Origin of the sequence: Aureibaculum luteum, from assembly GCF_003449015.1 — a bacterium.
GTDB classification, from domain to species: Bacteria; Bacteroidota; Bacteroidia; order Flavobacteriales; family Flavobacteriaceae; genus Aureibaculum; species Aureibaculum luteum.
Window position 1 is genome coordinate 798,204 of the sequence record NZ_QRGD01000001.1, and the last position, 22,786, is coordinate 820,989.

The following is a 22,786-nucleotide window of genomic DNA, read 5'->3' on the forward strand; positions in this document are numbered from 1 at the left end:
TTATAAATTTAATGCAGCAAGTGCTGATAATATTGCTTCTCTTTCTGTTTCGCTGTTATTTTCAAGAAATGCTAATTCATCTGGAATATGTTCTCCTTTAATAATTTTTTTTAAATCACCATTATTTGCAAATCCTAACAATCTTGAAATTTTAGAAATATTTCCTCCAAAATATTTTTGTACCGAACAACTTGAAAATAATTCTTGAATTATGGCTTCTATGGAAATTCTTTGAATATTAAGCCTTTGAGCATTTCCTTCTGTTATTTTTATACCTGCTTTAGTAACATTATATTGATTAATGATATCTATAATTGTTTTTCTAATAAAATTTAGTCTATCAGGTATTTCAAGAGAGAGAGGTAAGGTAAGTTTATCTATCGCTATAACATTATTTTCTGTACCATTTTGTTCAATTATTGCGAAGTATATTTCTTTTGGGTTTGCTCTAATTCCGATTGAGTTCATTTTTTGTTTATTGTTGGTCTTATGTTAGGTAACAGCGTCTCTGCTATGGTTAGTACGGGACTTAAAAGTAGTGAACTTTCGATTAAGCACTTAGCCAAAACTATGTATTTTGTTTTATCTTTTTTGTTCTAAAGCCAAATCAAAAAGATTTGGCGGATTTTTTTAAATGCTTTAAACATTGGGTTAAGCACTAAACCCGTATTAATTATAGTCATTTATGGGCACAGTTTTTATTTCGAATTGCTTAGTGTTTTCAATGATAAATTCTCCGTTAGTTTTATCAAGCCATTTTTCTGCAATTTGAATAAATTGTCTTATCATTATTGCATAAGCTTTAATATGTTTTGTGTTAAATTTATAGATGTTTATTAAACCTTCTATTTTATCTTTTTCTATAAAATCCCCAAAATCTTGAACCATTCCGTGACTTTCATCTACTTTTTTAAGAAGCATAAATCTGTCAGGGAATTCTGTGTTCTTAGGGTTAATCGATAAACCTGAAGTTGCTTTGTAATCGGTAGTTTTTATTTCCGTTAAATTAAATAAATCAGGAGTTGTTCTTGAACGATTGAAGTTGTCAAAACTACCTGTCCATCGCATTAATTCAATTATAATTCCAGCAAGTTCTTTTCCGTGATAAAATGATGAAATTGTCTTGTCTGCAATTTCTTTTAAGTTGCTTTCATTTACTTCCCATTTCTTGAATATTTGGAAACCAAGAAATGTATTAGACTTAAGAATCTCTATTATTTCATCATCCTTAAGATTCATAAAGTTAGAGATTGATTTTAGAGTTTTCATGTTAGAATATCCAAAAACAATCTTACTTAAGTGATTTATTATTGTAAGTATCTCAGTATCTACTTGTACTTTAAGATAATCGTTTATTATATCAAATAAAGCACCTGAATTGTGCAACTGTGTAATTGATTCAGTAATTATTTTTGTTATTCTTTTTCTGATTTTACTTTTGTCTTTGTCTTTTAGGCTATATGTTATGGGTCTTCTTTGTCTTAAATCGAATGGTAAATCATTTAAGCTACCATAATCTAAATTGTAAATGCAAAGAACCTTGTCCCACCCAATAGATTTTGCTGCGTATCCGAGCTCAATCAATACATTTGGATTCGGAGTTTTCCTTCCTTTAGAATCTGAATTGATTATTGAAATATCAGCAATGAAAATTTTCGCCTTGTCTATTTTTTTGAAAATAGTTTCAGTTATGTCCGGAGTTCCAGTTTCATTCTTGGTATCTCTGTCAATGATCAATTCAATTGAAAATTGTCCAACATTATTGACTTCTTTAGGCACGTTTTTGAGGCAAGATTCCAAAAAACCTCTGTTCGAATTATTTGGCAAATCGGATTGCCAAGAATAGAATATGGTGTTCTCCATTAATTTTATAATTACAATACAACGTTTAGTATAAAAGAAGTAGGGCTGTAAATAAGCAATAAATATTCGGATTATCCACAAGCCAAATCTTTTGCATTTTGTTTTATATTATTCATCTAAAAGCCAAATCAAAAGATTTGGCGACCTCGCAAATACGCCTGAAACATTGGGTTTAGCACTTACTTGCCCTGTTTTTTTTATACAGTGTTGGCAACTGGCTTTTCTCGGTTTAATTATTTATCCTCCTAGTAATTGAAGAACAAGACTACCAATAGAACTTATTTCAGAACCATATTGTAAAATTCCTTTCATAATCTTTTCAGGTAATTTTCCATTTTCTCCGATTTCGTTTTTAGCATTTTGAAAGTCAGATATTGCTTGTTGTTTCAATTCATTATTGATTGATTTGTCCGTTTTTAAAACATCAATTATATTATCAATTCGTTTTTTGAATTCAGGTTTATTTTCAATTCGAACGTTACTCGATTCTATTACAAATGTATTATTTGCCCCTTCGCCAGAAACGTTGATGTTGTATTTGCCTTTATCTTGCATTTCGATTTCTTCTTTTAAATATTTGGCCCCCTTAAAAGTCAATTTGGCCGTAAATTTTTCAGGTTCGGTTTTGTCAATCATTTCATTCATTGGGCTTTCCGTAACTTTACTTTCTCGAGTTAATTGGTTTATTTCAATTATGTGAGAATGAAAACGAGGTTCTCTACCTTTTAAAACTATAAAATTTTCCTCCGACAATTCTTTGAAAATATTACTTTTCTCGGAAGTTGACATTTCAGGAAATAATTGTTCGATTTGGTGCATTTTTCCGTCACCTTCATATTGCTTTAAATGCAGTAATAATTTCATATAGTTATTCATCGCAATGTTTTTTTTAGCTTGTTGCCAACAATTATATAAACGCAAAGCGTTTATATCCGAAATGGCTTTATACCTTATGAGAAGCTAAAAGAAGAGAATACTAAAAACGGGTACTAAAGGGTCTTTGTTTAGCGACTACAAACCAAATGTAGAAAAAAAAATTTAGAATCAAACTAAATAGTGGTTATTTGAATTTTTTTTACAGCATACAGATAATAGGTCTAAGTTGCTGGGTTTAGATTGGTTTTTTGTGATGTGGCGTTTTGTATTTCTTAATTAAAAAAGGAAAAAAAGATGAGGTGGTCTCAAATTGCGACCACTTACCAGATAATTTTCTCTTTGAACTCAGCAAAAAAAAGTTTAAAATTTGGAGGAGTCAATTTGACACCACAAGCTGGGGTGGCACTTGATATTCCCAATGGCATTTAAAGTACAAGTTCTAGCCATGTTGTCCGATGTATTAATTAGCAAAAAAGAAATAAATGTATATATAAAAATAAGGCCAGTACTGACGAATTAATTTAGCGTTAAAATTCGATCCACAATTCTGATAGTATAATTCTTTGCTATAACAGCAACGCTTTACATCACCACAATTCCTCGTTCTTTAAATGGTACTAACAATGACTCATCTATTTGATCATCAGTTACAATAACATCTATGTCATTAATAGAAACAACAGCATATCGTCTTGCCTCCATTATTTTTGTGCTAATACACATAGAAACTACATAATCTGAAGATTCTACCATACCCTTTTTAATATGAGCCACTTCCCAATCAGATTCCGTCATTCCTCTTTCTATATTTAAAGCATCTGTACCCATAAAACAAATATCAGCTCTTAATTTAGATATTGAGTTTATAACGTCAATACCAATGGTTACTTGGGCTGATTTATTTAATTTACCACCAATAAAAATAACTTCAATTGTTGGATGGTGTGATAGCTGCAAGGCAATAGGCAAGCTGTACGTAAAAATTGTTGAATTTATATTTGCTGGTATTAATTTTGCCAATTCTAAATTGGTAGAACTTCCAGTCATAATAATAACCTGACCGTCATGAATTAATTTGACGGCTTTTTTTGCAATTTGTTTTTTCTTATCTAAATCTGAAACACTCCTTTCGTTATAACTAAGTATTTTGTTTTCAATTGACAATGCTCCACCATGTACCTTATGTAATAAATGTTGAGCTTCCAACTCCTTCAAGTCTCTTCTAATAGTATCTTCAGAAACTTGTAACTCAACGCTCAAAATGGTAGAATGTACTTTTCTATGCGTTTTTAATTTCTGTAGAATTAATTGATGTCTTTCTAACTTTAACATAAAAATTATTTTGTTTATTTGATAAATTAACAATTATTACACTCAATTGTTGCCAAATTTCCAATTCTGCGTGTTTAATTCTAAAATAAAACGCAAAAACACGTATAAAAACGCAATATATTATAATTTTTTCTAATGAACTACTTTTTAGAAATACTAGTTTTTATTTCGCAATTAAGCATTTTTGATATACTCACACCTATTTATAACTATTTCAATGTTTATCTCAACGCTATTTACGGATACAACAAATAGTTCTCACGCATCTTTTTATAGCTTGATAAACCTGGTTCCCAACTGGCACGAATCTCAGATTCTGGCACGCCATCAATTATTTGCTGTCTAAACAATCCTGAACCAATTTGTATTTCAATACTGTTCATTTGATTACTTAAACTACCATCAAAAAACTTTTCCTTCTCTGGACTAGACGTATACAATTCCATTATCCATTTCAAATTTATTTGCTTGCTTTCTCTCAGTAAATCAGTATCGTAATTGCGTAAATCTATTCCATAACATACTTCATCCATAAATAAAGGAGTCATTGACATGCCTTTTATACTTTTAGGAGTAAATGAAAAATCATAAATACCTTTATAAGCCGGACTTCCAAATATAGTAAAAGGAAACTTTGTACCTCTTCCATGGTTAATATAAGTACCTTCAAACATACATGTAGACGGATATAACAATACAGATAATTGCGTATTTAAATTTGGCGAAGGCGATACAGGCAAGGTATAAGGCATATTATGATCATAATTGACAACAGGTATTATCTTCAGCTTACATTGCACAGCTTTGCCATTTGATGTAACCCAACCTTCACCATTTGCCATTTGAGCAAACTCAGCTACTGTTAGTCCATGAGACATCGGAATAGGAAATTTACCTATCCCTGATTTATATTTCATATCTAATACAGGTCCATCAATTAAATAGCCATTAGGGTTAGGTCGGTCCAAAATTAACAACTCCTTGTCATTTTCATAACATGCTTCCATCAAACGTACCAACGCATTAATATTTGTATAAAACCGAACTCCAACATCTTGAAGATCATATATAAGGACATCAATATCTTCAAAATCTTTCTTTGAAGGCTTTCTTTTAGCACCATATAAAGAAACAATAGGAATACCCGTTTTACGATCTATTTCATCAGTAACATGAACACCTGCACCAACATTTCCTCTAAAACCATGTTCCGGACCAAATACCTTTACAATATTTACCCCTAAGTTCTGAAGACTATCTACCAAATGTTTTTCTCCTATAATACTTGTGGGATTCGCCATTATAGCCACCCGCTTATCCTTTAAATAAGGTAGGTATTTTTCGGTTTGGTCTGCACCCGTAATAATTTCACTGATTTGCAGGTTTTTACTGTTTTTTGACAGTAATTCATTCGATTTTGCAATATATATCCCAAAACAAAATAATACAATGGGAAAAAAATTTAATTTGAAGATCATATTCTCATAATTTAAGGTGTAAATGTATCAATTAGTTCGCAAATTAAGTTAAATTTTCAAAAAACAGCAAAAACAAAGTTAAAACCGCAAAAGATTGCAAAAATTTTTATATGTTTACCAGTACTAACGAAAATAATTCATTCATGAGAAAAAAAATTAAAGCATTCTTCCTAATTTTCTTTACAACTTCATTTGCCCTATTATCCGCACAAAACATTAGTGTGAGTGGTACGGTAGCAGACGAAACTGGTACACCCTTGCCAGGAGTAACGATATTAGTGAAAGGAACAAAGAAAGGAACAGCAACCGATTTTAATGGAAAATATAACATATCGGTAGCAGAAGGGACAACATTAGTTATTTCATCTATTGGTTACAAAAAACAAGAACAAGTAGTATCTGGATCAACCTTAAATATAACTATGGTTGAAGATGCCTCAGTTTTAGGCGAAGTAATGATTACTGCTGAATTTGGCCAAAAACGAGCCGAACGAGGTGTAGGTGCTGCAACACAGACAATTGATGGATCAACTATTACCGAATCTGGTAGAGAGAATTTTATTACTGCTCTTTCCGGACGTGTACCTGGTCTTCAAATCAGTTCTACAAGTGGTGCACCAGGAGCTTCTAGTAATGTAGTATTAAGAAACATTACTTCTATATCTGGTAGCAATCAACCATTATATGTAGTAGATGGTGTACCTATGAACAACTCTTCTTTCGATCCTAACGGGATGGCAGGTGGAGCAACAAGCGAGTATTCTGTGAACAACTCAGATTTCTCTTCACGTGGTAATGATTTTAACCCTGAAGACGTAGAATCAATAACCGTATTAAAAGGTGCCGGTGCGGCTGCTTTATATGGTTCTGATGCTTCAAACGGAGCCATTATCATCACTACTAAAAAAGGTAAGGCTGGTAAAGGTAGAGTTACCTTTAGTAATTATATTAAATTAAGTAATGCGTATGGCTATCCGGAAATGCAAGACAAATACGCTAATGGAGCCCGTGGAACTACTAATTATTACTACACAAGTAAATATGGTGGATTGTATCCTGATGGTCAACAACTATATGACAATGTAGATGCTATACTTCAAACAGGTGTTCAGCAACGTTATAATGTGGCTGTTGAAGGTGGTTCTGATAAAGCTACCATCCGTGCAAGTTTTTCACAACTAAACGAAACTGGAGTTATTAAAACTACAGAATATGAAAGAACGAATTTAAGCTTATCTGGTAGAGCTCAAATTACAGATTGGTTAAAATTTGAAGGTTCTATGCAATATACTGGTACAGAAAACAACAAGGTAAGAAGAGGTACAGAAAGCCCATTATACCGTGCTATGTTATGGCCTGTTGTTGATGATATGAGTAATTATTTAGCTGAAGATGGTTTACATATGAGAAACCCTGAATATTACCATGATGTTGACTTGTTAAACCCTCTGTTTGACATGTACAACAATAAATATTATGACGAATCAGATCGTATTCTAGGTAATGTATCGCTTAACTTTACACCCATTAAAAATGCCTTTTTAAGAGCACAAGTTGGTTGGGATGTGGCAAATCAAACCTATGTTTCTTCTAGAAATCCATATTATGCTTATAATAATGCTGGAGATGGTTCATATAGTTTAGTTAATTCAAATTATTCTGATCCTAGTATTAATATACTTTCTGGTTACGATAATAAGTTTTTAGATGATAAATTATCTGTCTCAGCACAAGTTGGGTATCACCAATTAGAAAATAAAATTACACGAGCTTCTACTTATGGTACTAATTTTATTGATGCTAGTTTTCAATCCATTAATAACGTAGATCCTTTAACTATTGTTTCTAAACAAAGAAACACAAAACGTAGAGTACAAGGTATTTCTGGTCAGTTTCAAGTGGGTTATAATAACATGGCCTTTCTTACTTTTAGAGCTAGAAATGACTGGTCATCTACATTACCTAAAGAAAACAACAGTTATTTTTACCCATCTATAGAAGGTTCTTTCGTTTTATCTGATTTAGATTTTATTAAAGAGATAGAAGCTATCAACTACATAAAACTTAGAGGTTCTTGGTCTCAAGTTGGTAAAGATGCTAACCCATTACAAATTGACCCTGAATTACAAACAACTGGTTTAACAGGTGGTGGTTATAAATATGGATTTACAGGGCCTAATAGAAATTTAAAACCAGAAATTACTACTGGTCAAGAGGTTGGTGTTGATTTTAGATTGTTTAAAAATAGAGTAAAAGGTACTTTTTCATATTTTGAAACAGAAAATTCAAATCAAATAATACAAGGTTTCCGTTTAAGTTATGCTACTGGTTTCGTGTTAAACACATTAAATGTGGGTACATTTGAAACAAAAGGATGGGAAGCAGCAATTGATGTTGATGTTTTAAAAACTAAAGATCTCACTTGGAATGTGGGTGTTAACGGATCTCATGGAACCTCTGAGGTTGTTTATCTGCCAGAAAACGTTACCGAATATTATAACGCATACACTTGGTTATCTGGTAATATAAGAACAGGTATTAGTGTAGGTAACCCTATTACATCGTTAACAGGTCGAGCTTATGAACGTAATGACAATGGAGATATCTTAATTTCTCCAACAAGTGGTTTACCTTTAACTTCTTCTGAATGGTCTAATCTTGGAAACAGAGAACCAGATTTACGTTTTGGTATAACTACGCGTTTAAAGTATAAAAACTTAACTTTATCAGGATTGTTTTCAGGGCGTTTAGGTGCTACTGTTGTTAATGGTACTAAACGTTATATGATGCAAAGAGGTACAAGTTGGGAGTCCGTTGAATTAAGAGAAGGACCAGATCAAGTATTTGAAGGGGTTATAAAAGATGGTAATGAAAACACAGCCAATCCAACTACAAATACAATATCTGTTGATTATGGTACATATGGTTCTAGCATATTTACTGGAGGAGATGAAGATTGGATAGAAAAAGATATAAAATATATAAGACTACGTGAATTACGTTTGGCGTATCGTTTACCAGATGATTTACTTAAAAAGTCTAAATTACTTAATTCTATGAACCTATATTTTGTGGCTAATGATTTATTTACTTGGACAAACTATTCAGGTATAGATGCTGTTGGTAATGCTGTTTCTGCAGCTGCAGGTGGTGTAGGTGGAGAAGGCTATGATGTGATGGCAATACCAAACCCTCGTAGTTATTCAATAGGATTAAGTATAATATTAAATTAAAGAATAGATATCATGAAGAAAAAATTTATATACATATTATCATTATTTTTCAGCTTAGTAAGCTGTGAAGAATACCTTGATGTAAACACCAATGTAGATGGCCCCTCTTATGCGGATGGTTATTTATACTTGGCAAATATTACCCAACAATATAATGGGGTTTATTGGGACGGACGTGCTTTAGCACCAATGGCTCAGATGTGGGGAACAACTTCTTATAGCAATTTTGCCCTTAATTATTACAATGTTGGTAGTGATTCAGCTGGCGAAATTTGGAGAATGACGTATTGGAATCAAGGTCAAAACCTTGAAAACATGATTAATCAGTCTATAGCAGCAGAAGACTGGACTTTAGCAGGTATAGGTTATGCAATGAAAGCTTTTAGTTGGGATTTGTTAACGAAGGTTCATGGTGAATTACCGATGACTGATGCTTTTGTACCTGATTTACTATCTCACGATTATGATTATCAAAAAGAAATTTATGCACAAGTAAGAGAGTGGGCATATAAATCCATTGAATTATTAGAAAGAGCAGATGATCACGTGTATGCTGATAAAATTAGTTCTAATGACTTTATATATGAAGGAAATAAAGACAAGTGGATCAAATTTGCATATGCAGTTATTGTTCGTAATTTATCTTCTTTAACCAATAAAACGGATTTTACTAGTACCTATGCTCAAGAATTGATAGATGCAGCAAGCAAATCTTTTCAAAGTCCTGATGATGATGCTACGGTATCCATTGCAGGAGGATCACAATCTGCACCGTTCAGTTCATTTAATAATTTTTGGGGAACTGCCAGAGGTAATTTACTTGACAACTACTTTCAACATGAATATGCAGTACAAGTATTTACAGGTACAGTACCGGATTATGACGAAGCAACAGGAGATAAAACAAACCTTGAATTTGCTAACGAATATTACCCTTACGCACTTGCTGAAAATCAGATTATCACTGACACTTTAGTAAACGAACCAGGACATTTTGACCCAAGGGCTACCGTTAAGTTATCTACAACGAGCAATACGAACTATGAAAACTTAAGTAATGCAGACAGTGTAAAAACGTATCAGTATTTCGGTGGAACGTTTACATCAGCAAGTGGTCCAATTGGTACGGCTCCTTCAGTTTATGGAAGAATTGCAAACTCAGCTTATGAAGGTGCAGAACATGATGGAACTGGTCGTTGGTTATTTAGAGATGACGCACCATACGTTATGACAACCTATGCTGAAATTCAGTTTTGTTTAGCAGAAGCCTATTGGAAAACAAACCAGACAACGCTAGCATTTGATGCTTTTAAAAGAGGTGTTAGTGCTGACATGCAAACATCTGCAAGATATATTAAAACAGGAAGTTCTGGAAGTCCTACTGGAGGAGATAAAATTACTTCAGCTTTATTTAACACATTGGCAGACGAGTATCTAGAAGGTCCATTTGTAGCAGGATTAACAGACTTTTCATTATCTCATATTATGATGCAGAAATGGGTATCTTTATATCCATGGGGAGCAGCAGAAGCTTGGGTAGATATGCGTAAATATCACTTTGACGTAGATTATACAGGTGAATATCCTAGTGAAGGAAATGGATGGACTCAAACCACAGTAGAACAAAAATGGGATACGAACCCATCTAAAGTATATAAAGGTCTCTATTTATCACCGGCTCAAGTTCAAGGACGAAAAGGAACTTACAATATAAACAACGAAGGTTCTCCAAGTTATAGAATAAGACCACGTTTTAATTCTGAATATATGTGGAATCTTAAATCATTAGAGATACTTACACCGATATCTGGAACGGCTCCTAACTATCATACATCAATTCCTTGGTTTGCTTACCCTGGTGAGCTACCTCAATAATGACTTATGGTAACACAAGAAATATACAAAACAAGAAATATACAAATATGAAAAATATAACTAAAATAGGATTATTTCTCCTTTGCACTTTTTTAGTTGCAAGTTGTGAGAAAAATGAGATAGAATATATGGCTGAGGATGTTAGTGTAACTACCGCACAATTCCAAATATTTTATATGATTCCAATAAGCACTGGATCTTCAAATTATATAAATAAAATAGAATTGAATGGTGAGCTATTATCAACTGACGCTTCTCCATTAAAAATAAATAGCTACCTTCCTACAAGTGTAGGTAAATATTATACCACCCAAGCTGGAGCGTCAAAACTGACTTTCTATAAAGGCTCTGATTTAGATCTAGTTTATGATGTAACTGTAGATTTACCGGCAGGAAAATCTACTGTAATCATTCATAGCTTTGATGAAGCTCCACTGATTATAGATGCTGAGGTGCCATATCCTACTTATACCACCGACGGAACTGGTGATTATACAAATATTAGGTTTTATAACCTAATGTATGAGTCTGAAGGAGTTCCTACTGATTTAACTCTCCAATATCAATTTCAATATATAGTTGATAATGAGACAGGTGATAGAAGTGACTGGGCAAATTTAGGAGAACCAGTAGCCTTTGGAGAAGCTACTTCATGGAGTAGAGCAGATGTAAATAAAAGAATAGAAATATCTTCTGGTTATGGTTATATCTATTATCGTCTTAGAGTAATAGGAGATGATGGATCAGATCAAGGTAACCTAATTCTTAAAAATGCTTATGGAAACATGGTTGAATATAGCGATTACTGGACTGGATATATTGGTTATGCAAGACACCATATGTTCAATGGGTATCGTAATGATTCACCATCGTATCGTGCACGTGTAAGACAGATAACTGCATTATAATTAGCAATTAAATCCAAGAGAAAAGCCAACTAATTAATTTTAGTTGGCTTTCTTTTTTATAAATATTTTAAAACTTTGTTTGTTTAGAAAAACTGATTTAAATCAACTAATTCTCAAAATATTGTATCTCCGTAGTAACCTCTGCAAACTGTCTAAACATCTCCATCACACCACAATACCTATCTACTGATAAATTAACAGACTTTTCAATTTTATCTTTTTTAAAATCTGAACCATAGAAATTATAAACTACATGAACTTTCTTAAAAAATTTAGGGTGTTCTTCAGTTAATTCAGCCGTAATATCAATAGTAAATTCATCAACTTCAGCTCTCATTTTCTTTAATAGCGAAACAACATCCAATCCAGAACACCCAGCCAACGCGGAAAGCATTAGTGCCTTTGGTCTATACCCTTCACCTTTTCCACCATCATCAGGACCGGCATCAATCATTAAATTTATTCCACTAGGGTTAGTAGATTCAAATTTCATATCTCCTTTCCAAGTAGTCTTTACTGTATTTGTCATTGTTTTTTATTTAAAATTTGTATTAATCTTTTTAAATCTTCTTCTGTATGATTCGCCGTGATTACAATTCTATTCATCATGTTTTTATAAGTAGGATATTTAAAATTTGTAATAATAATACCCTCAGTAAATAGCTTGTTATAAACACCCTCATCTTCACTGTAAATAACAGGATAATTTTTATTGAATTTTATACCGTCCTTAACCTCTAATTTATCAGCAATAAAATTTAAATTCTTGGCTAATCTCTTCTTTTGAGTCTCATAAATAGTCTCAGCCTTACAATATGCTTCTAAATATGCAGGATTTGCAGCTGAAGAAGACACAAACATTGATTCGTTTCTTAACTTATTGATAAATTCTCTATTCCCAGCAATAACACCACCAGATAAACTTAAGGCTTTTCCTAAAGACGAAACCATAATTTTACTTTCAACATTTGAATGTTTTATCCTGCCAAAAACTCCGCTACCATTCTCACCCAAAACGCCTAAACTATGTGATTCATCAATTACTAATGTAATTTTTTTAGAAGTTGATATGTTATCCAAAAAAGCAAAAGATACAGGGGCTACTTCTAGACCTAATATAGCATCAACCGTAATTACAATTTCTTCATCCGTAGCTTCAAGCAGTCGCGGATGTAACTTGTCATCAATAAACAAAGGCAAGCTACCGTCTGCTAAAATTGCAGGATGTGTTTTCGGGTAATGAAAAAATATAGGATTTGATTTCTTCAAAAAATCAATAACCAATCTACCTGCTAGTGTTCCAGAAGAAACTGTTAATACGTCTTCTGCCCCTATTTGTTGAGCAAAATATTTTTCAAACTGATTATATATTGAAAGTTTAATATTTGAATTACGTGAACTACCATAAAAGGTTCCCCATTTTTTAATAGAGTCCGTAAGTATGCCAACAAACTCAGGGTGTATTGCTAAGCCCAAATATCCAGTTCCGCCGAAATATAGGTATTCATTACCTTCAACAGTAATGGTTCTATCCGGAAAATCATCTACAATCATTAGGCAATTAATTTAACTCCGGTACCATTCAACTCACTATATATAATAACTCCATCAGTAATGGTAATACCATCGGCAATATCATTTGAAAGTAAGATAGCTCCATCCATATCAACAAAATCCAATAAAGGTAATAAATGAGCAATAGCAGATATACCAACAGAAGATTCCGTCATACAACCTACCATCGTTTTCATTCCCAATTTTCTAGCCTTTTCTAACATTCGTTTTCCAGAAGTTAACCCACCACATTTGGTCAATTTTACATTAACACCATGAAAGTGATTGTGGCATTTCATTACATCTTCCTCTACCATACAACTTTCGTCTGCGATTATTGGTAAAACTGATTTTAAGAATAATGTTTTATGTCCACCCCAATCATCTGCTTTTAAAGGCTGCTCTATAAACTCTACTCCTAATTCTTTTAATACAACTGCATTTTTCAGTGTTTCATCAACCGACCAACCACAATTGGCATCTACTCTAAATACAGCATCGGTATGTTTTCTCAATTCTTTTATTATGGCAATATCTTCTTTTGTACCCAACTTAATTTTATACAAAGGCCAAGGTTTTTCCTTTAGTTTAGAAACCATTTTTTCAATGGTATCAATACCAATAGTATAATCAGTGATTGGGTTCTTATTAATATCGAGCCCCCAATATTCATATAGTTTTACTCCCTTTTTTCTTGCATACAAATCATTGTAAGCCAAATCTAATGCACAGAGAGCAAACATATTATCCTTTAATTTAGGATACATTATTTGCCAAAACGATGAAGGTTCCAACGTTGCATTCGCTTTAATTAAGGACTCCAATGCAGTTAAATCAGCAGACATTTTTTCAATAGTAGCTCCGTAATATGGGTTCGCTGTGGCTTCTCCATAACCAGAAAATTCTCCATCTTTTAATTCAACGACAAGGCTTTCTTGAACGTCTCTCGCTTCTCTTGAAATTCGAAATGTATGTTCTAGTTTTAACTCGTAAGGTCTAAGTATTAGTTGCATAAAATTATATTTAATGAAAATTAAAAATAAGGGTATTTATCCAAATAACAATAAAACAATTATTAAAATGAATAGATATTTTTTTTGATATTTAGAACATAATTTCATCAATTAAAACCATCTGTAAATAATAATCAACGAAGCTAAATAGGAATTTTTAAATACTGATATTCTAAAAAAAATTAGTTCCGTTATCGGGTTTACTTTTTCTACTTTGAGATTTAGTTGTAATTTGGTACCTCTAAATTTTAGAGTTTTTAATCTAAAATCTCAAGTCTAACATATCAAATCAAAATTATATGCCTTTAGTTACTCCATTATCATCAGAACACGATATAGAAACCAAGAAATTAGCTGAATTTTTTAATGAGACCTTAGGGTTTTGTCCCAATTCAGTTTTAACGATGCAACGCAGACCTGCAATTAGTAAAGCATTTATCAATTTAAACAAAGCGGTAATGGCAAATGAAGGCAGGGTAACCTCAGCCTTAAAACGAATGATTGCTTGGGTAAGTAGTAATTCTACAGGGTGTCGTTACTGCCAAGCACATGCCATAAGAGCCGCAGAACGTTATGGAGCAGAACAAGAACAATTAGATAATATTTGGGAATACAGAACACATCCTGCATTTAATGAAGCTGAACGTGCTGCACTTGATTTTTCATTGGCAGCAAGTCAAGTACCAAACGATGTAGACGAACAAATTAAAAAAAGGTTATATGAACATTGGGACGAGGGCGAAATTGTAGAAATGTTAGGTGTAATTTCTCTATTTGGATACTTAAACAGATGGAACGACTCCATGGGTACTTCTATAGAAGAAGGTGCCGTTGAAAGTGGTAACCAATATTTAGGGAAACATGGTTGGGAAAAAGGAAAACATATTTAATAAATTTTAAACCTCTTGATTCTTAAAGGTTAGATAATAAAAACTTTTATAAAAAACAATACCTATGCATTGGACATTAAAGCCTTTACCAACTTTAGATAAAGTGAGTAGCTTAGCAAAAAAGTTGTCTATTGACACTAATTTGGCTACGCTTTTAGTGCAACGCAACATTGAAACATACGAGGAAGCAAAATCATTTTTTAGACCGGATTTATCAAAGTTACATGACCCCTTTTTAATGCAAGACATGCAAAAAGCAGTTGAACGCATTGAAAAAGCAATTGCTAATGATGAAAATATTTTGGTCTTTGGTGATTATGACGTTGATGGCACAACGGCAGTCTCTTTAATGTCTTCTTATTTAAAAACCTATTACCCAAATATTGCTACTTACATTCCGGATAGATACCAAGAAGGTTATGGTATTTCTTATAAAGGTATCGACTTTGCTGAAGACAATAACTTTTCATTAATTATTGCATTAGATTGTGGTGTAAAAGCAATTGATAAAGTTGATTATGCCAACAATAAAAATATTGATTTTATTATTTGCGATCACCATAGGCCTGGTAACGAACTTCCTAAAGCAGCAGCCGTTTTAGACCCCAAAAGAGAAGATTGCAATTATCCATTTGATGAATTATGTGGTTGCGGTGTCGGCTTTAAATTAGTGCAAGCGTTGGCGTCTCGAAGAAATCAAACTATTGACGATTTAATGCCGTATTTAGATTTGCTAGCAACTGCTATTGCCGCAGATATTGTACCCATGAATGGTGAAAATAGAATTCTTGCCTATTTTGGATTGGAACGAATTAACACCAACCCTAGAAGTGGAATTAGAGCCATGACACATCAGTTAAAAAAAGAGGTGTTAACCATTACCGATGTTGTTTTTGTGATTGCTCCAAGAATAAATGCAGCAGGTAGAATGAAGCATGGAAATTATGCTGTTGAATTGTTATGTGAAGAAGATTTTCAAACAGCCCAAACCATGGCGGCTGGTATTGAAGTTTTTAATAACGACCGTCGCGATCTTGATAAATTAATTACCATTGAAGCCCTGCAACAAATTGAAGAAAATAATGAAACTGAAGATTTTTCTTCAGTAGTTTACCAAGAAGATTGGCATAAAGGGGTCATTGGTATTGTTGCTTCTCGTTTAATTGAAAAATATTATCGCCCTACCCTAGTCTTTACTAAAAGTGGTGATAAATTAGCGGCTTCCGCCCGTTCTGTAAGTGGATTTGATGTGTACAATGCCCTAGAAGCCTGCTCGGAATATATTGAGCAATTTGGAGGTCATAAATATGCTGCAGGACTTACCTTATCACAAGAAAATTATAAAAATTTTAAAGATAAGTTCGAAGAAGTAGTAAAAAATAGTATTCCTCCAGAACTATTGCAACCAGAAATTAAAATTGATTTAGAGTTAGAATTATCAGCAGTAACTCCAAAATTTTATAGAATTCTACAACAATTTGCTCCCTGTGGCCCTCTAAATATGAGTCCTGTTTTTATGAGTAAAAATGTAAAAGACACAGGTTATTCTAGAAAAGTTGGTGCAGATGAAGATCACTTAAAATTGAGTATTGTTTCGGAAGACGGAACAAAATTTAACGGTATTGGTTTTAATTTAGGTAAAAAACATGCTGAAATCTCAAATGGACAACCTTTTGATATTGTTTATACTATTGATGAAAACACATGGAACGGCAATACTTCATTGCAGTTGATAGTGAAGGATGTGAGGGTTACAGAATAATTAGTTACGTAGCTAACAATTGTCCCATTGACCATTCGTGAGATACAAAATATTTTTTTAACTAAAATGCCAAGTTTAGCTTAAGCTATAAAGGCGATGTAAAAGATACTAAACTTTAGAACATATGATTTCCGTAACAATTGTCCCCTTCAGGATTATTGAAATGAAAATATATTTTCATTGAAGATACCGAGCAAAGCTCATTAGGGGTGCAAACCACAAATATGAGAAACAAAATAATTCCATATAACTCAGAACTAAAAGAACTCGCTCGTCAACTAAGAAAAAATAGTACATTGCCAGAAGTATTATTATGGCAAAAAATAAAGAAAAAATCACTTGGAGTACAGTTTCATAGACAAGTTCCGATGCTAAATTACATCGTTGATTTTTATTGCCATGAAATTGGTTTAGCCATAGAAATTGATGGTAAAAGTCACGATTTTAATTTTGAAAATGATGCTGATAGACAGGCTAAAATTGAAGCCTATGGAGTACAATTTTTGAGATTTTCTAATGATGATATATTAAACAATATGTTTAGTGTGTCATTGATTATTGAAAATAAAGTGAAGGAACTTCTTGAATAAAACACCCCTAAAGTCCCCTCAAGGGGACAATCATTTTCATTTAACACTTTAGGTTAAAAACAAACTAACTAGTCAATTAAAAAAGAATGTGACTTGAGTAATTAAAGCTAAATCCTTTAGTTACACAAGATGTCCCTTTGAGGATTATTGAAATGAAAATATATTTTCATTTAGAATACCGAGCAAAGCTCATTAGGGGTGTAAACCACAAATATGAGAAACAAAATAATTCCATATAACTCAGAACTAAAAGAACTCGCTCGTCAACTAAGAAAAAATAGTACATTGCCAGAAGTATTATTATGGCAAAAAATAAAGAAAAAATCACTTGGAGTACAGTTTCATAGACAAGTTCCGATGCTAAATTACATCGTTGATTTTTATTGCCATGAAATTGGTTTAGCCATAGAAATTGATGGTAAAAGTCACGATTTTAATTTTGAAAATGATGCTGATAGACAGGCTAAAATTGAAGCCTATGGAGTACAATTTTTGAGATTTTCTAATGATGATATATTAAACAATATGTTTAGTGTGTCATTAATTATTGAAAATAAAGTGAAGCAACTTCTTGAATAAAACACCCCTAAGGTCCCCTCAAGGGGACAATCCTTCTATTTAACGCTTAAGGGCTAAAAAAACTTACTAGTCAACTAAGAAAGAAGGCTTCATACGTTATTAATGCAAAGCCCTTTCCGTGAACAAAATGCTCCCTCAAGGGGACAATCATTTCCATTTAACACTAAAGGACTAAAAAAACTTACTAGTCAACTAAGAAAGAACGCTACTTACGTTATTAAAGCTAAATCCTTTCGGTACACAAAATGTCCCCTTGAGGATTATTGAAATGAAAATATGTTTTCATTGAAGATACCGAGCAAAACTCATTAGGAGTGTAAAACAAAATATATTTTATTAAGAAACTAACATGCAAAGCTCATTTAGTAGTGTTCTCTAAAAACTCTTCAACCCAGCAATAGTTTCTGTCGGATTTTCACTTTTAAACACAAAACTACCGGCAACCAATACATCTGCACCAGCGGCTACCAATTTTGGAGCATTTTTATCGTTTACACCACCGTCAATTTCTATCAATGCTTTTGAGCCTGATTTTTCAATTAAATCTTTCAATTGAATTACTTTTTTATAGGTATTTTCTATGAATAATTGTCCACCAAAACCAGGGTTTACACTCATTAACAGTACCAAATCTAAATCAATAATAATATCTTCTAATACTCTAATTGGTGTGTGTGGATTCAGCACAACTCCTGCTTGCATCCCTTCTGCCTTTATAGCTTGAATGGTTCTGTGCAGGTGATTACAAACTTCGTAATGTACCGTTATAATATCTGCTCCTGCCTCTTTAAAATCTTTGATATAACGATCAGGATCTACAATCATTAAATGTACATCCATAGGTTTTTTAGCATGCTTTTTGATCGCTTTTATTACGGGAATACCAAAAGAGATATTGGGTACAAACATACCATCCATAACATCAATATGAAACCAATCGGCCTCACTGTTGTTAATCATTTCTACATCACGTTGTAGGTTGGCAAAATCAGCAGCTAAAATGGAAGGTGCAATTAAATGACTCATGTTTTTCTGTTTTTTACAAAAGTAGTGAAATTGTTACTAGTGGTGAACGCGTAACGGTTAGTTTTTTTTACATCATTAATGACGAATTCTCAGCGTATAAAACAAAAAAAAACGCTTAACTAAATGTTAAGCGTTTCCAAAATATTGTTAGTAAAACGTAAACCTATCCTAAGTAAGTTCTTAAAATCTTACTTCTTGAAGTATGCTTTAATCTTCTAATTGCTTTTTCTTTAATTTGACGAACTCTTTCACGAGTTAAGTCGAAAGTTTCACCAATTTCTTCTAAAGTCATTGGTTGAGCTTCACCTAATCCAAAATACAAAGCAACAACATCTGCTTCTCTTGGAGTTAAGGTTTCTAAAGCACGTTCAATCTCAACTTTTAAAGACTCGTGTAATAAGCTTTTATCAGGATTTGGAGACTCACCAGAACGCAATACATCATATAAATTTGAATCTTCACCTTGAATTAAAGGAGCATCCATAGATACGTGACGACCTGCATTTTTTAACGACTCTTTTACGTCATTAATGGTCATGTCTAACTCTTTTGCAATTTCTTCTGCAGAAGGTGGTCTTTCATTATCTTGTTCTAAACGGGCATAAGTTTTATTAATTTTATTAATAGAACCAATTTTGTTTAAAGGTAAACGTACAATTCTTGATTGCTCAGCTAATGCTTGCAAAATAGATTGTCTAATCCACCATACCGCGTAAGAAATAAACTTAAAACCTCTAGTTTCATCAAAACGTTTAGCAGCTTTTATCAAACCTAAGTTACCTTCATTAATTAAATCTGGTAAGGTTAAGCCTTGATTTTGATACTGCTTGGCAACAGACACTACGAAACGTAAGTTAGCTTTTGTCAAACGCTCTAAAGCCACTTGATCTCCAGCTTTAATACGCTGAGCTAATTCCACTTCCATATCAGCAGTAATTAAATCAACTTTACCTATTTCTTGTAAATATTTGTCTAATGATGCTGTTTCGCGGTTAGTTACCTGTTTTGTTATTTTAAGTTGTCTCATGTAATTTCTGCTGTTTTATTAATATTAAATTTTGTTGTGTACTATATATACGTTACTAGTTACCGAAATGTTACAATTATTTCATTTTAAATTAAAAAAAGATGAATTTGATGTTAACAATCTGCTTAATTAGAACACTTATAGACGTTAAATTCCTATAAATATTATAAATTAGACGATAATAATCTGTTAAAACTATCCATCGGAGAGTCATTTTCAAACAACACTAATGACATTTTTTACAACTATAGTAAGAGTTACACGAGGTATTTACCACAAATAAATCACCAAAAAAAATTTCATCTTTGAAAAGTATTAAATGATGGATAACATATCTGTAAAACAAAAAACCTGTCAATAAAAATATTGACAGGTTTTTAATTTATAAAAATTAGAAGAAATTAATCTCTTCTTGGTTTTCTATCATCACGACGGTTATCACGTCCACGATTGTCTCTTCCTTTATTTTCTCTTGGTGGTCTTTCAACAAAACCTTCTGGTTTTGGTAAAATAGCTTTACGAGAAACTTTTTCCTTACGTGTTCTTGAATCAACACCGAAATATTTTACATCAAAAACGTCTCCCATATTAACGACATCGCTAACATTTTCTGTACGTTCCCAAGCTAATTCACTTACATGTAATAATACTTCGTTACCTGGAGCATCCATATATTCTACAACAGCACCAAAATCTAACATTTTGATAACTTTTACTTCGTATACGCTACCAACCTCAGGTTTGAACAAAATTGCATCAATTTTTGCCATTACAGCATCAATACCTTTTTTACCAACACCTAAAATTTCAACAATTCCTTCTTCAGTTACTGGATCTTCGTTAATAACGATAGTAGTCTCAGTTTCTTTTTGCATTTCTTGAATTACTTTTCCACCAGGACCAATTAAGGCACCGATAAACTCATTAGGAACGCGTCTTGTTACCATTGTAGGAGCATGCTCTTTAACATCAACATTTGGTGTTGCAATAGTATCTGTTAATTTCTCTAAGATATGTAAACGACCATTACGAGCTTGTTTTAGTGCATTTACTAAAATCTCATAAGACAATCCTTTTACTTTTATATCCATTTGACAAGCGGTAATTCCGTCTGCCGTACCTGTTACTTTAAAGTCCATATCACCTAAATGATCTTCATCACCTAAGATATCAGATAAAACTGCATATTTCCCAGATTCTGCATCAGAAATTAATCCCATAGCAATACCAGAAACAGGTTTTGTCATTTGAACACCAGCATCCATAAGAGCCATTGTACCAGAACAAACTGTTGCCATAGAAGAAGAACCGTTAGATTCTAATACTTCTGAAACAATTCTTACAGTATAAGGACAGTCAGCAGGTATCATTCCTTTTAATGCACGTTGAGCTAAATTACCATGTCCTACCTCTCTACGAGATGTTCCACGGATAGGTCTAGCTTCTCCTGTACAAAAAGGAGGAAAATTATAGTGTAAATAGAAATTTTCTTCACCCTCATGAGAAGGCATATCAATTTTATTTGCATCTCTAGAAGTTCCTAAAGTTACGGTTGCTAAAGCTTGCGTTTCACCTCTTGTGAAAATTGCAGAACCATGAACAGATGGTAAATAATCAACTTCACACCAGATAGGTCTGATTTCGTCTGTTTTACGACCATCCAAACGTAAACCTTCATTTAAGGTAAGGTCACGAATAGCAGCCTTTTCAGCAGCACGATAATATTTAGAAACTAAACCACCAAAATCTGCTAATTCTTCTTCAGAAAAAGTTGCTTTTATTTCTTCTTTTATTTCAGAAAAAGCCGCACTTCTTTCATGCTTTGCAGATCCTGCTTTTGCAATGGCATATACTTTATCGTATGCCATGTCATAAACTTTTTTCGCTAAATCTTCGTCTGATCTTTCTTCAGGATATTCACGAACTTCTTTCTTACCGAAAGCTTCAGCTAATCTTAATTGAGCAGCACACTGTACTTTAATTGCTTCATGTGCGAACTTGATAGCTTCAGTCATTTCTTCTTCAGAAATTTCATCCATTTCACCTTCAACCATCATTACAGAATCAGCAGAAGCACCAATCATCATATCGATGTCAGATTCTGCCAACTGAGCTCTAGTTGGGTTAATTACAAACTCACCATTAACACGACCTACTCTGGCTTCAGAGATAGCACATTCAAATGGGAAATCTGATAATTGGATAGCTGCAGATGCTGCTAATCCTGCCATTGCATCTGGCATAACATCATCATCATGAGACATTAACTGAATCATAACTTGAGTTTCAGAGTGATAGTCTTTAGGGAATAACGGACGTAAAACTCTGTCCACTAAACGCATTGTTAATACTTCACCATCACTTGGTCTTGCTTCTCTTTTAAAGAAACCTCCTGGATAACGTCCAGCAGCTGCAAATTTTTCACGATAATCTACCGTTAATGGTAGAAAATCAAGATCTTTTTGTTCGTAGTTAGAAACAACTGTACATAATAACATACATTTTCCTGATTGAACTACAACAGAACCATGAGCCTGTTTGGCTAACTTTCCTGTTTCTATAGAAATGGTTCTTCCATCTCCTAAATCGATAATTTCGGTAAAAACCTTAGGTATCATAAATAAATTTTTTAACCCATCTATTGACAGGTGTAATTAAACAATTGGTTACCGTCAGGCTGGACGGTCAGGTTGTGTGTTGTGTGTTAACCAATGAAAAGAAGTAAGCTTTTTTTATCCTGAAATCCCCGAATTCATCGGGGCAGGATTAATAAAAAAGAG

At 33.0% G+C, this 22,786-nt stretch carries 18 protein-coding genes; 7 read left to right on the forward strand and 11 right to left on the reverse strand.

The genetic code is table 11. The features are described 5' to 3' along the window. The 5 genes from D3P13_RS03535 to D3P13_RS03555 form a co-directional block, all read right to left on the reverse strand. Nucleotides 1-468 carry a RuvC family protein gene (locus D3P13_RS03535; RefSeq protein ID WP_117879899.1) on the reverse strand — a complete coding sequence of 156 codons (468 nt, stop codon included), beginning with the start codon at nucleotides 466-468 and terminating at the stop codon, nucleotides 1-3. A 201-nt stretch (nucleotides 469-669) separates the two neighbouring features. Continuing rightward, the gene (locus D3P13_RS03540; protein WP_117879900.1) at nucleotides 670-1,863 is read right to left on the reverse strand and encodes a hypothetical protein; all 1,194 of its coding nucleotides are present in this window, start codon (nucleotides 1,861-1,863) and stop codon (nucleotides 670-672) included. 237 nt (nucleotides 1,864-2,100) lie between these two features. Further along, the gene (locus D3P13_RS03545; RefSeq protein WP_117879901.1) at nucleotides 2,101-2,739 is read right to left on the reverse strand and encodes a hypothetical protein; all 639 of its coding nucleotides are present in this window, start codon (nucleotides 2,737-2,739) and stop codon (nucleotides 2,101-2,103) included. Between the two features lie 582 nt (nucleotides 2,740-3,321). After that, on the reverse strand, nucleotides 3,322-4,071 hold the full coding sequence (locus D3P13_RS03550) for a DeoR/GlpR family DNA-binding transcription regulator (protein WP_117879902.1): 750 nt from the start codon (nucleotides 4,069-4,071) through the stop codon (nucleotides 3,322-3,324). Nucleotides 4,072-4,307: 236 nt separating this feature from the next. Continuing rightward, nucleotides 4,308-5,549 (reverse strand): exo-beta-N-acetylmuramidase NamZ family protein, encoded by a 1,242-nt coding sequence (locus tag D3P13_RS03555; RefSeq protein ID WP_117879903.1) that lies wholly within the window; start codon nucleotides 5,547-5,549, stop codon nucleotides 4,308-4,310. A 143-nt stretch (nucleotides 5,550-5,692) separates the two neighbouring features. Between D3P13_RS03555 and D3P13_RS03560 the strand changes: the two genes are divergently transcribed. Genes D3P13_RS03560 through D3P13_RS03570 form a run of 3 tightly spaced genes read left to right on the forward strand, consistent with a single transcriptional unit; the run spans nucleotide 5,693 to nucleotide 11,565 of the window. Beyond that, a complete protein-coding gene (locus tag D3P13_RS03560) occupies nucleotides 5,693-8,782 on the forward strand; it encodes a SusC/RagA family TonB-linked outer membrane protein (protein ID WP_117880253.1) in 3,090 nt (1,029 codons plus the stop codon). 12 nt (nucleotides 8,783-8,794) lie between these two features. Further along, nucleotides 8,795-10,657, forward strand: coding sequence for a SusD/RagB family nutrient-binding outer membrane lipoprotein (locus D3P13_RS03565; RefSeq protein ID WP_117879904.1), 1,863 nt, complete (start codon nucleotides 8,795-8,797; stop codon nucleotides 10,655-10,657). A 47-nt stretch (nucleotides 10,658-10,704) separates the two neighbouring features. Further along, a complete protein-coding gene (locus D3P13_RS03570) occupies nucleotides 10,705-11,565 on the forward strand; it encodes a hypothetical protein (RefSeq protein WP_157972822.1) in 861 nt (286 codons plus the stop codon). A 106-nt stretch (nucleotides 11,566-11,671) separates the two neighbouring features. Here the strand turns inward: D3P13_RS03570 and D3P13_RS03575 are convergent, their stop codons facing one another. The 3 genes from D3P13_RS03575 to D3P13_RS03585 are packed head-to-tail and all read right to left on the reverse strand — an operon-like array spanning nucleotide 11,672 to nucleotide 14,132. Then, a complete protein-coding gene (locus tag D3P13_RS03575) occupies nucleotides 11,672-12,094 on the reverse strand; it encodes an OsmC family protein (protein ID WP_117879906.1) in 423 nt (140 codons plus the stop codon). Continuing rightward, entirely contained in the window at nucleotides 12,091-13,119 is a 1,029-nt protein-coding gene (locus tag D3P13_RS03580; protein ID WP_117879907.1) for an aminotransferase class I/II-fold pyridoxal phosphate-dependent enzyme, read from the reverse strand. The genes D3P13_RS03575 and D3P13_RS03580 overlap by 4 nt, the downstream gene beginning before the upstream one ends. Continuing rightward, nucleotides 13,119-14,132, reverse strand: a complete 1,014-nt coding sequence (locus tag D3P13_RS03585) for a dipeptide epimerase (RefSeq protein WP_117879908.1) — start codon at nucleotides 14,130-14,132, stop codon at nucleotides 13,119-13,121. The genes D3P13_RS03580 and D3P13_RS03585 overlap by 1 nt, the downstream gene beginning before the upstream one ends. 299 nt (nucleotides 14,133-14,431) lie before the next feature. Here D3P13_RS03585 and D3P13_RS03590 point away from each other — a divergent pair, with 299 nt between their 5' ends. The 4 genes from D3P13_RS03590 (at nucleotide 14,432) to D3P13_RS03605 (ending at nucleotide 17,953) form a co-directional block, all read left to right on the forward strand. After that, nucleotides 14,432-15,022: a carboxymuconolactone decarboxylase family protein gene (locus D3P13_RS03590; RefSeq protein ID WP_117879909.1), complete on the forward strand. Its 591-nt coding sequence runs from the start codon at nucleotides 14,432-14,434 to the stop codon at nucleotides 15,020-15,022. A 64-nt stretch (nucleotides 15,023-15,086) separates the two neighbouring features. Further along, complete coding sequence (recJ, locus tag D3P13_RS03595; protein ID WP_117879910.1) at nucleotides 15,087-16,784, forward strand: single-stranded-DNA-specific exonuclease RecJ; 1,698 nt, start codon at nucleotides 15,087-15,089, stop codon at nucleotides 16,782-16,784. Between the two features lie 224 nt (nucleotides 16,785-17,008). After that, nucleotides 17,009-17,374, forward strand: coding sequence for an endonuclease domain-containing protein (locus D3P13_RS03600; RefSeq protein WP_117879911.1), 366 nt, complete (start codon nucleotides 17,009-17,011; stop codon nucleotides 17,372-17,374). Between the two features lie 213 nt (nucleotides 17,375-17,587). Further along, nucleotides 17,588-17,953: an endonuclease domain-containing protein gene (locus D3P13_RS03605; RefSeq protein WP_117879912.1), complete on the forward strand. Its 366-nt coding sequence runs from the start codon at nucleotides 17,588-17,590 to the stop codon at nucleotides 17,951-17,953. 375 nt (nucleotides 17,954-18,328) lie between these two features. On the opposite strand, the gene rpe is transcribed toward D3P13_RS03605, so the two are convergent. From rpe to D3P13_RS03620, 3 genes are all read right to left on the reverse strand, one after another. Further along, entirely contained in the window at nucleotides 18,329-18,979 is a 651-nt protein-coding gene (gene rpe / locus D3P13_RS03610) for a ribulose-phosphate 3-epimerase (RefSeq protein WP_117879913.1), read from the reverse strand. 163 nt (nucleotides 18,980-19,142) lie between these two features. Then, a complete protein-coding gene (locus tag D3P13_RS03615; protein WP_117879914.1) occupies nucleotides 19,143-20,006 on the reverse strand; it encodes a sigma-70 family RNA polymerase sigma factor in 864 nt (287 codons plus the stop codon). Nucleotides 20,007-20,407: 401 nt separating this feature from the next. Then, on the reverse strand, nucleotides 20,408-22,624 hold the full coding sequence (locus tag D3P13_RS03620; RefSeq protein WP_117879915.1) for a polyribonucleotide nucleotidyltransferase: 2,217 nt from the start codon (nucleotides 22,622-22,624) through the stop codon (nucleotides 20,408-20,410). Between the last annotated feature and the right edge of the window lie 162 nt (nucleotides 22,625-22,786).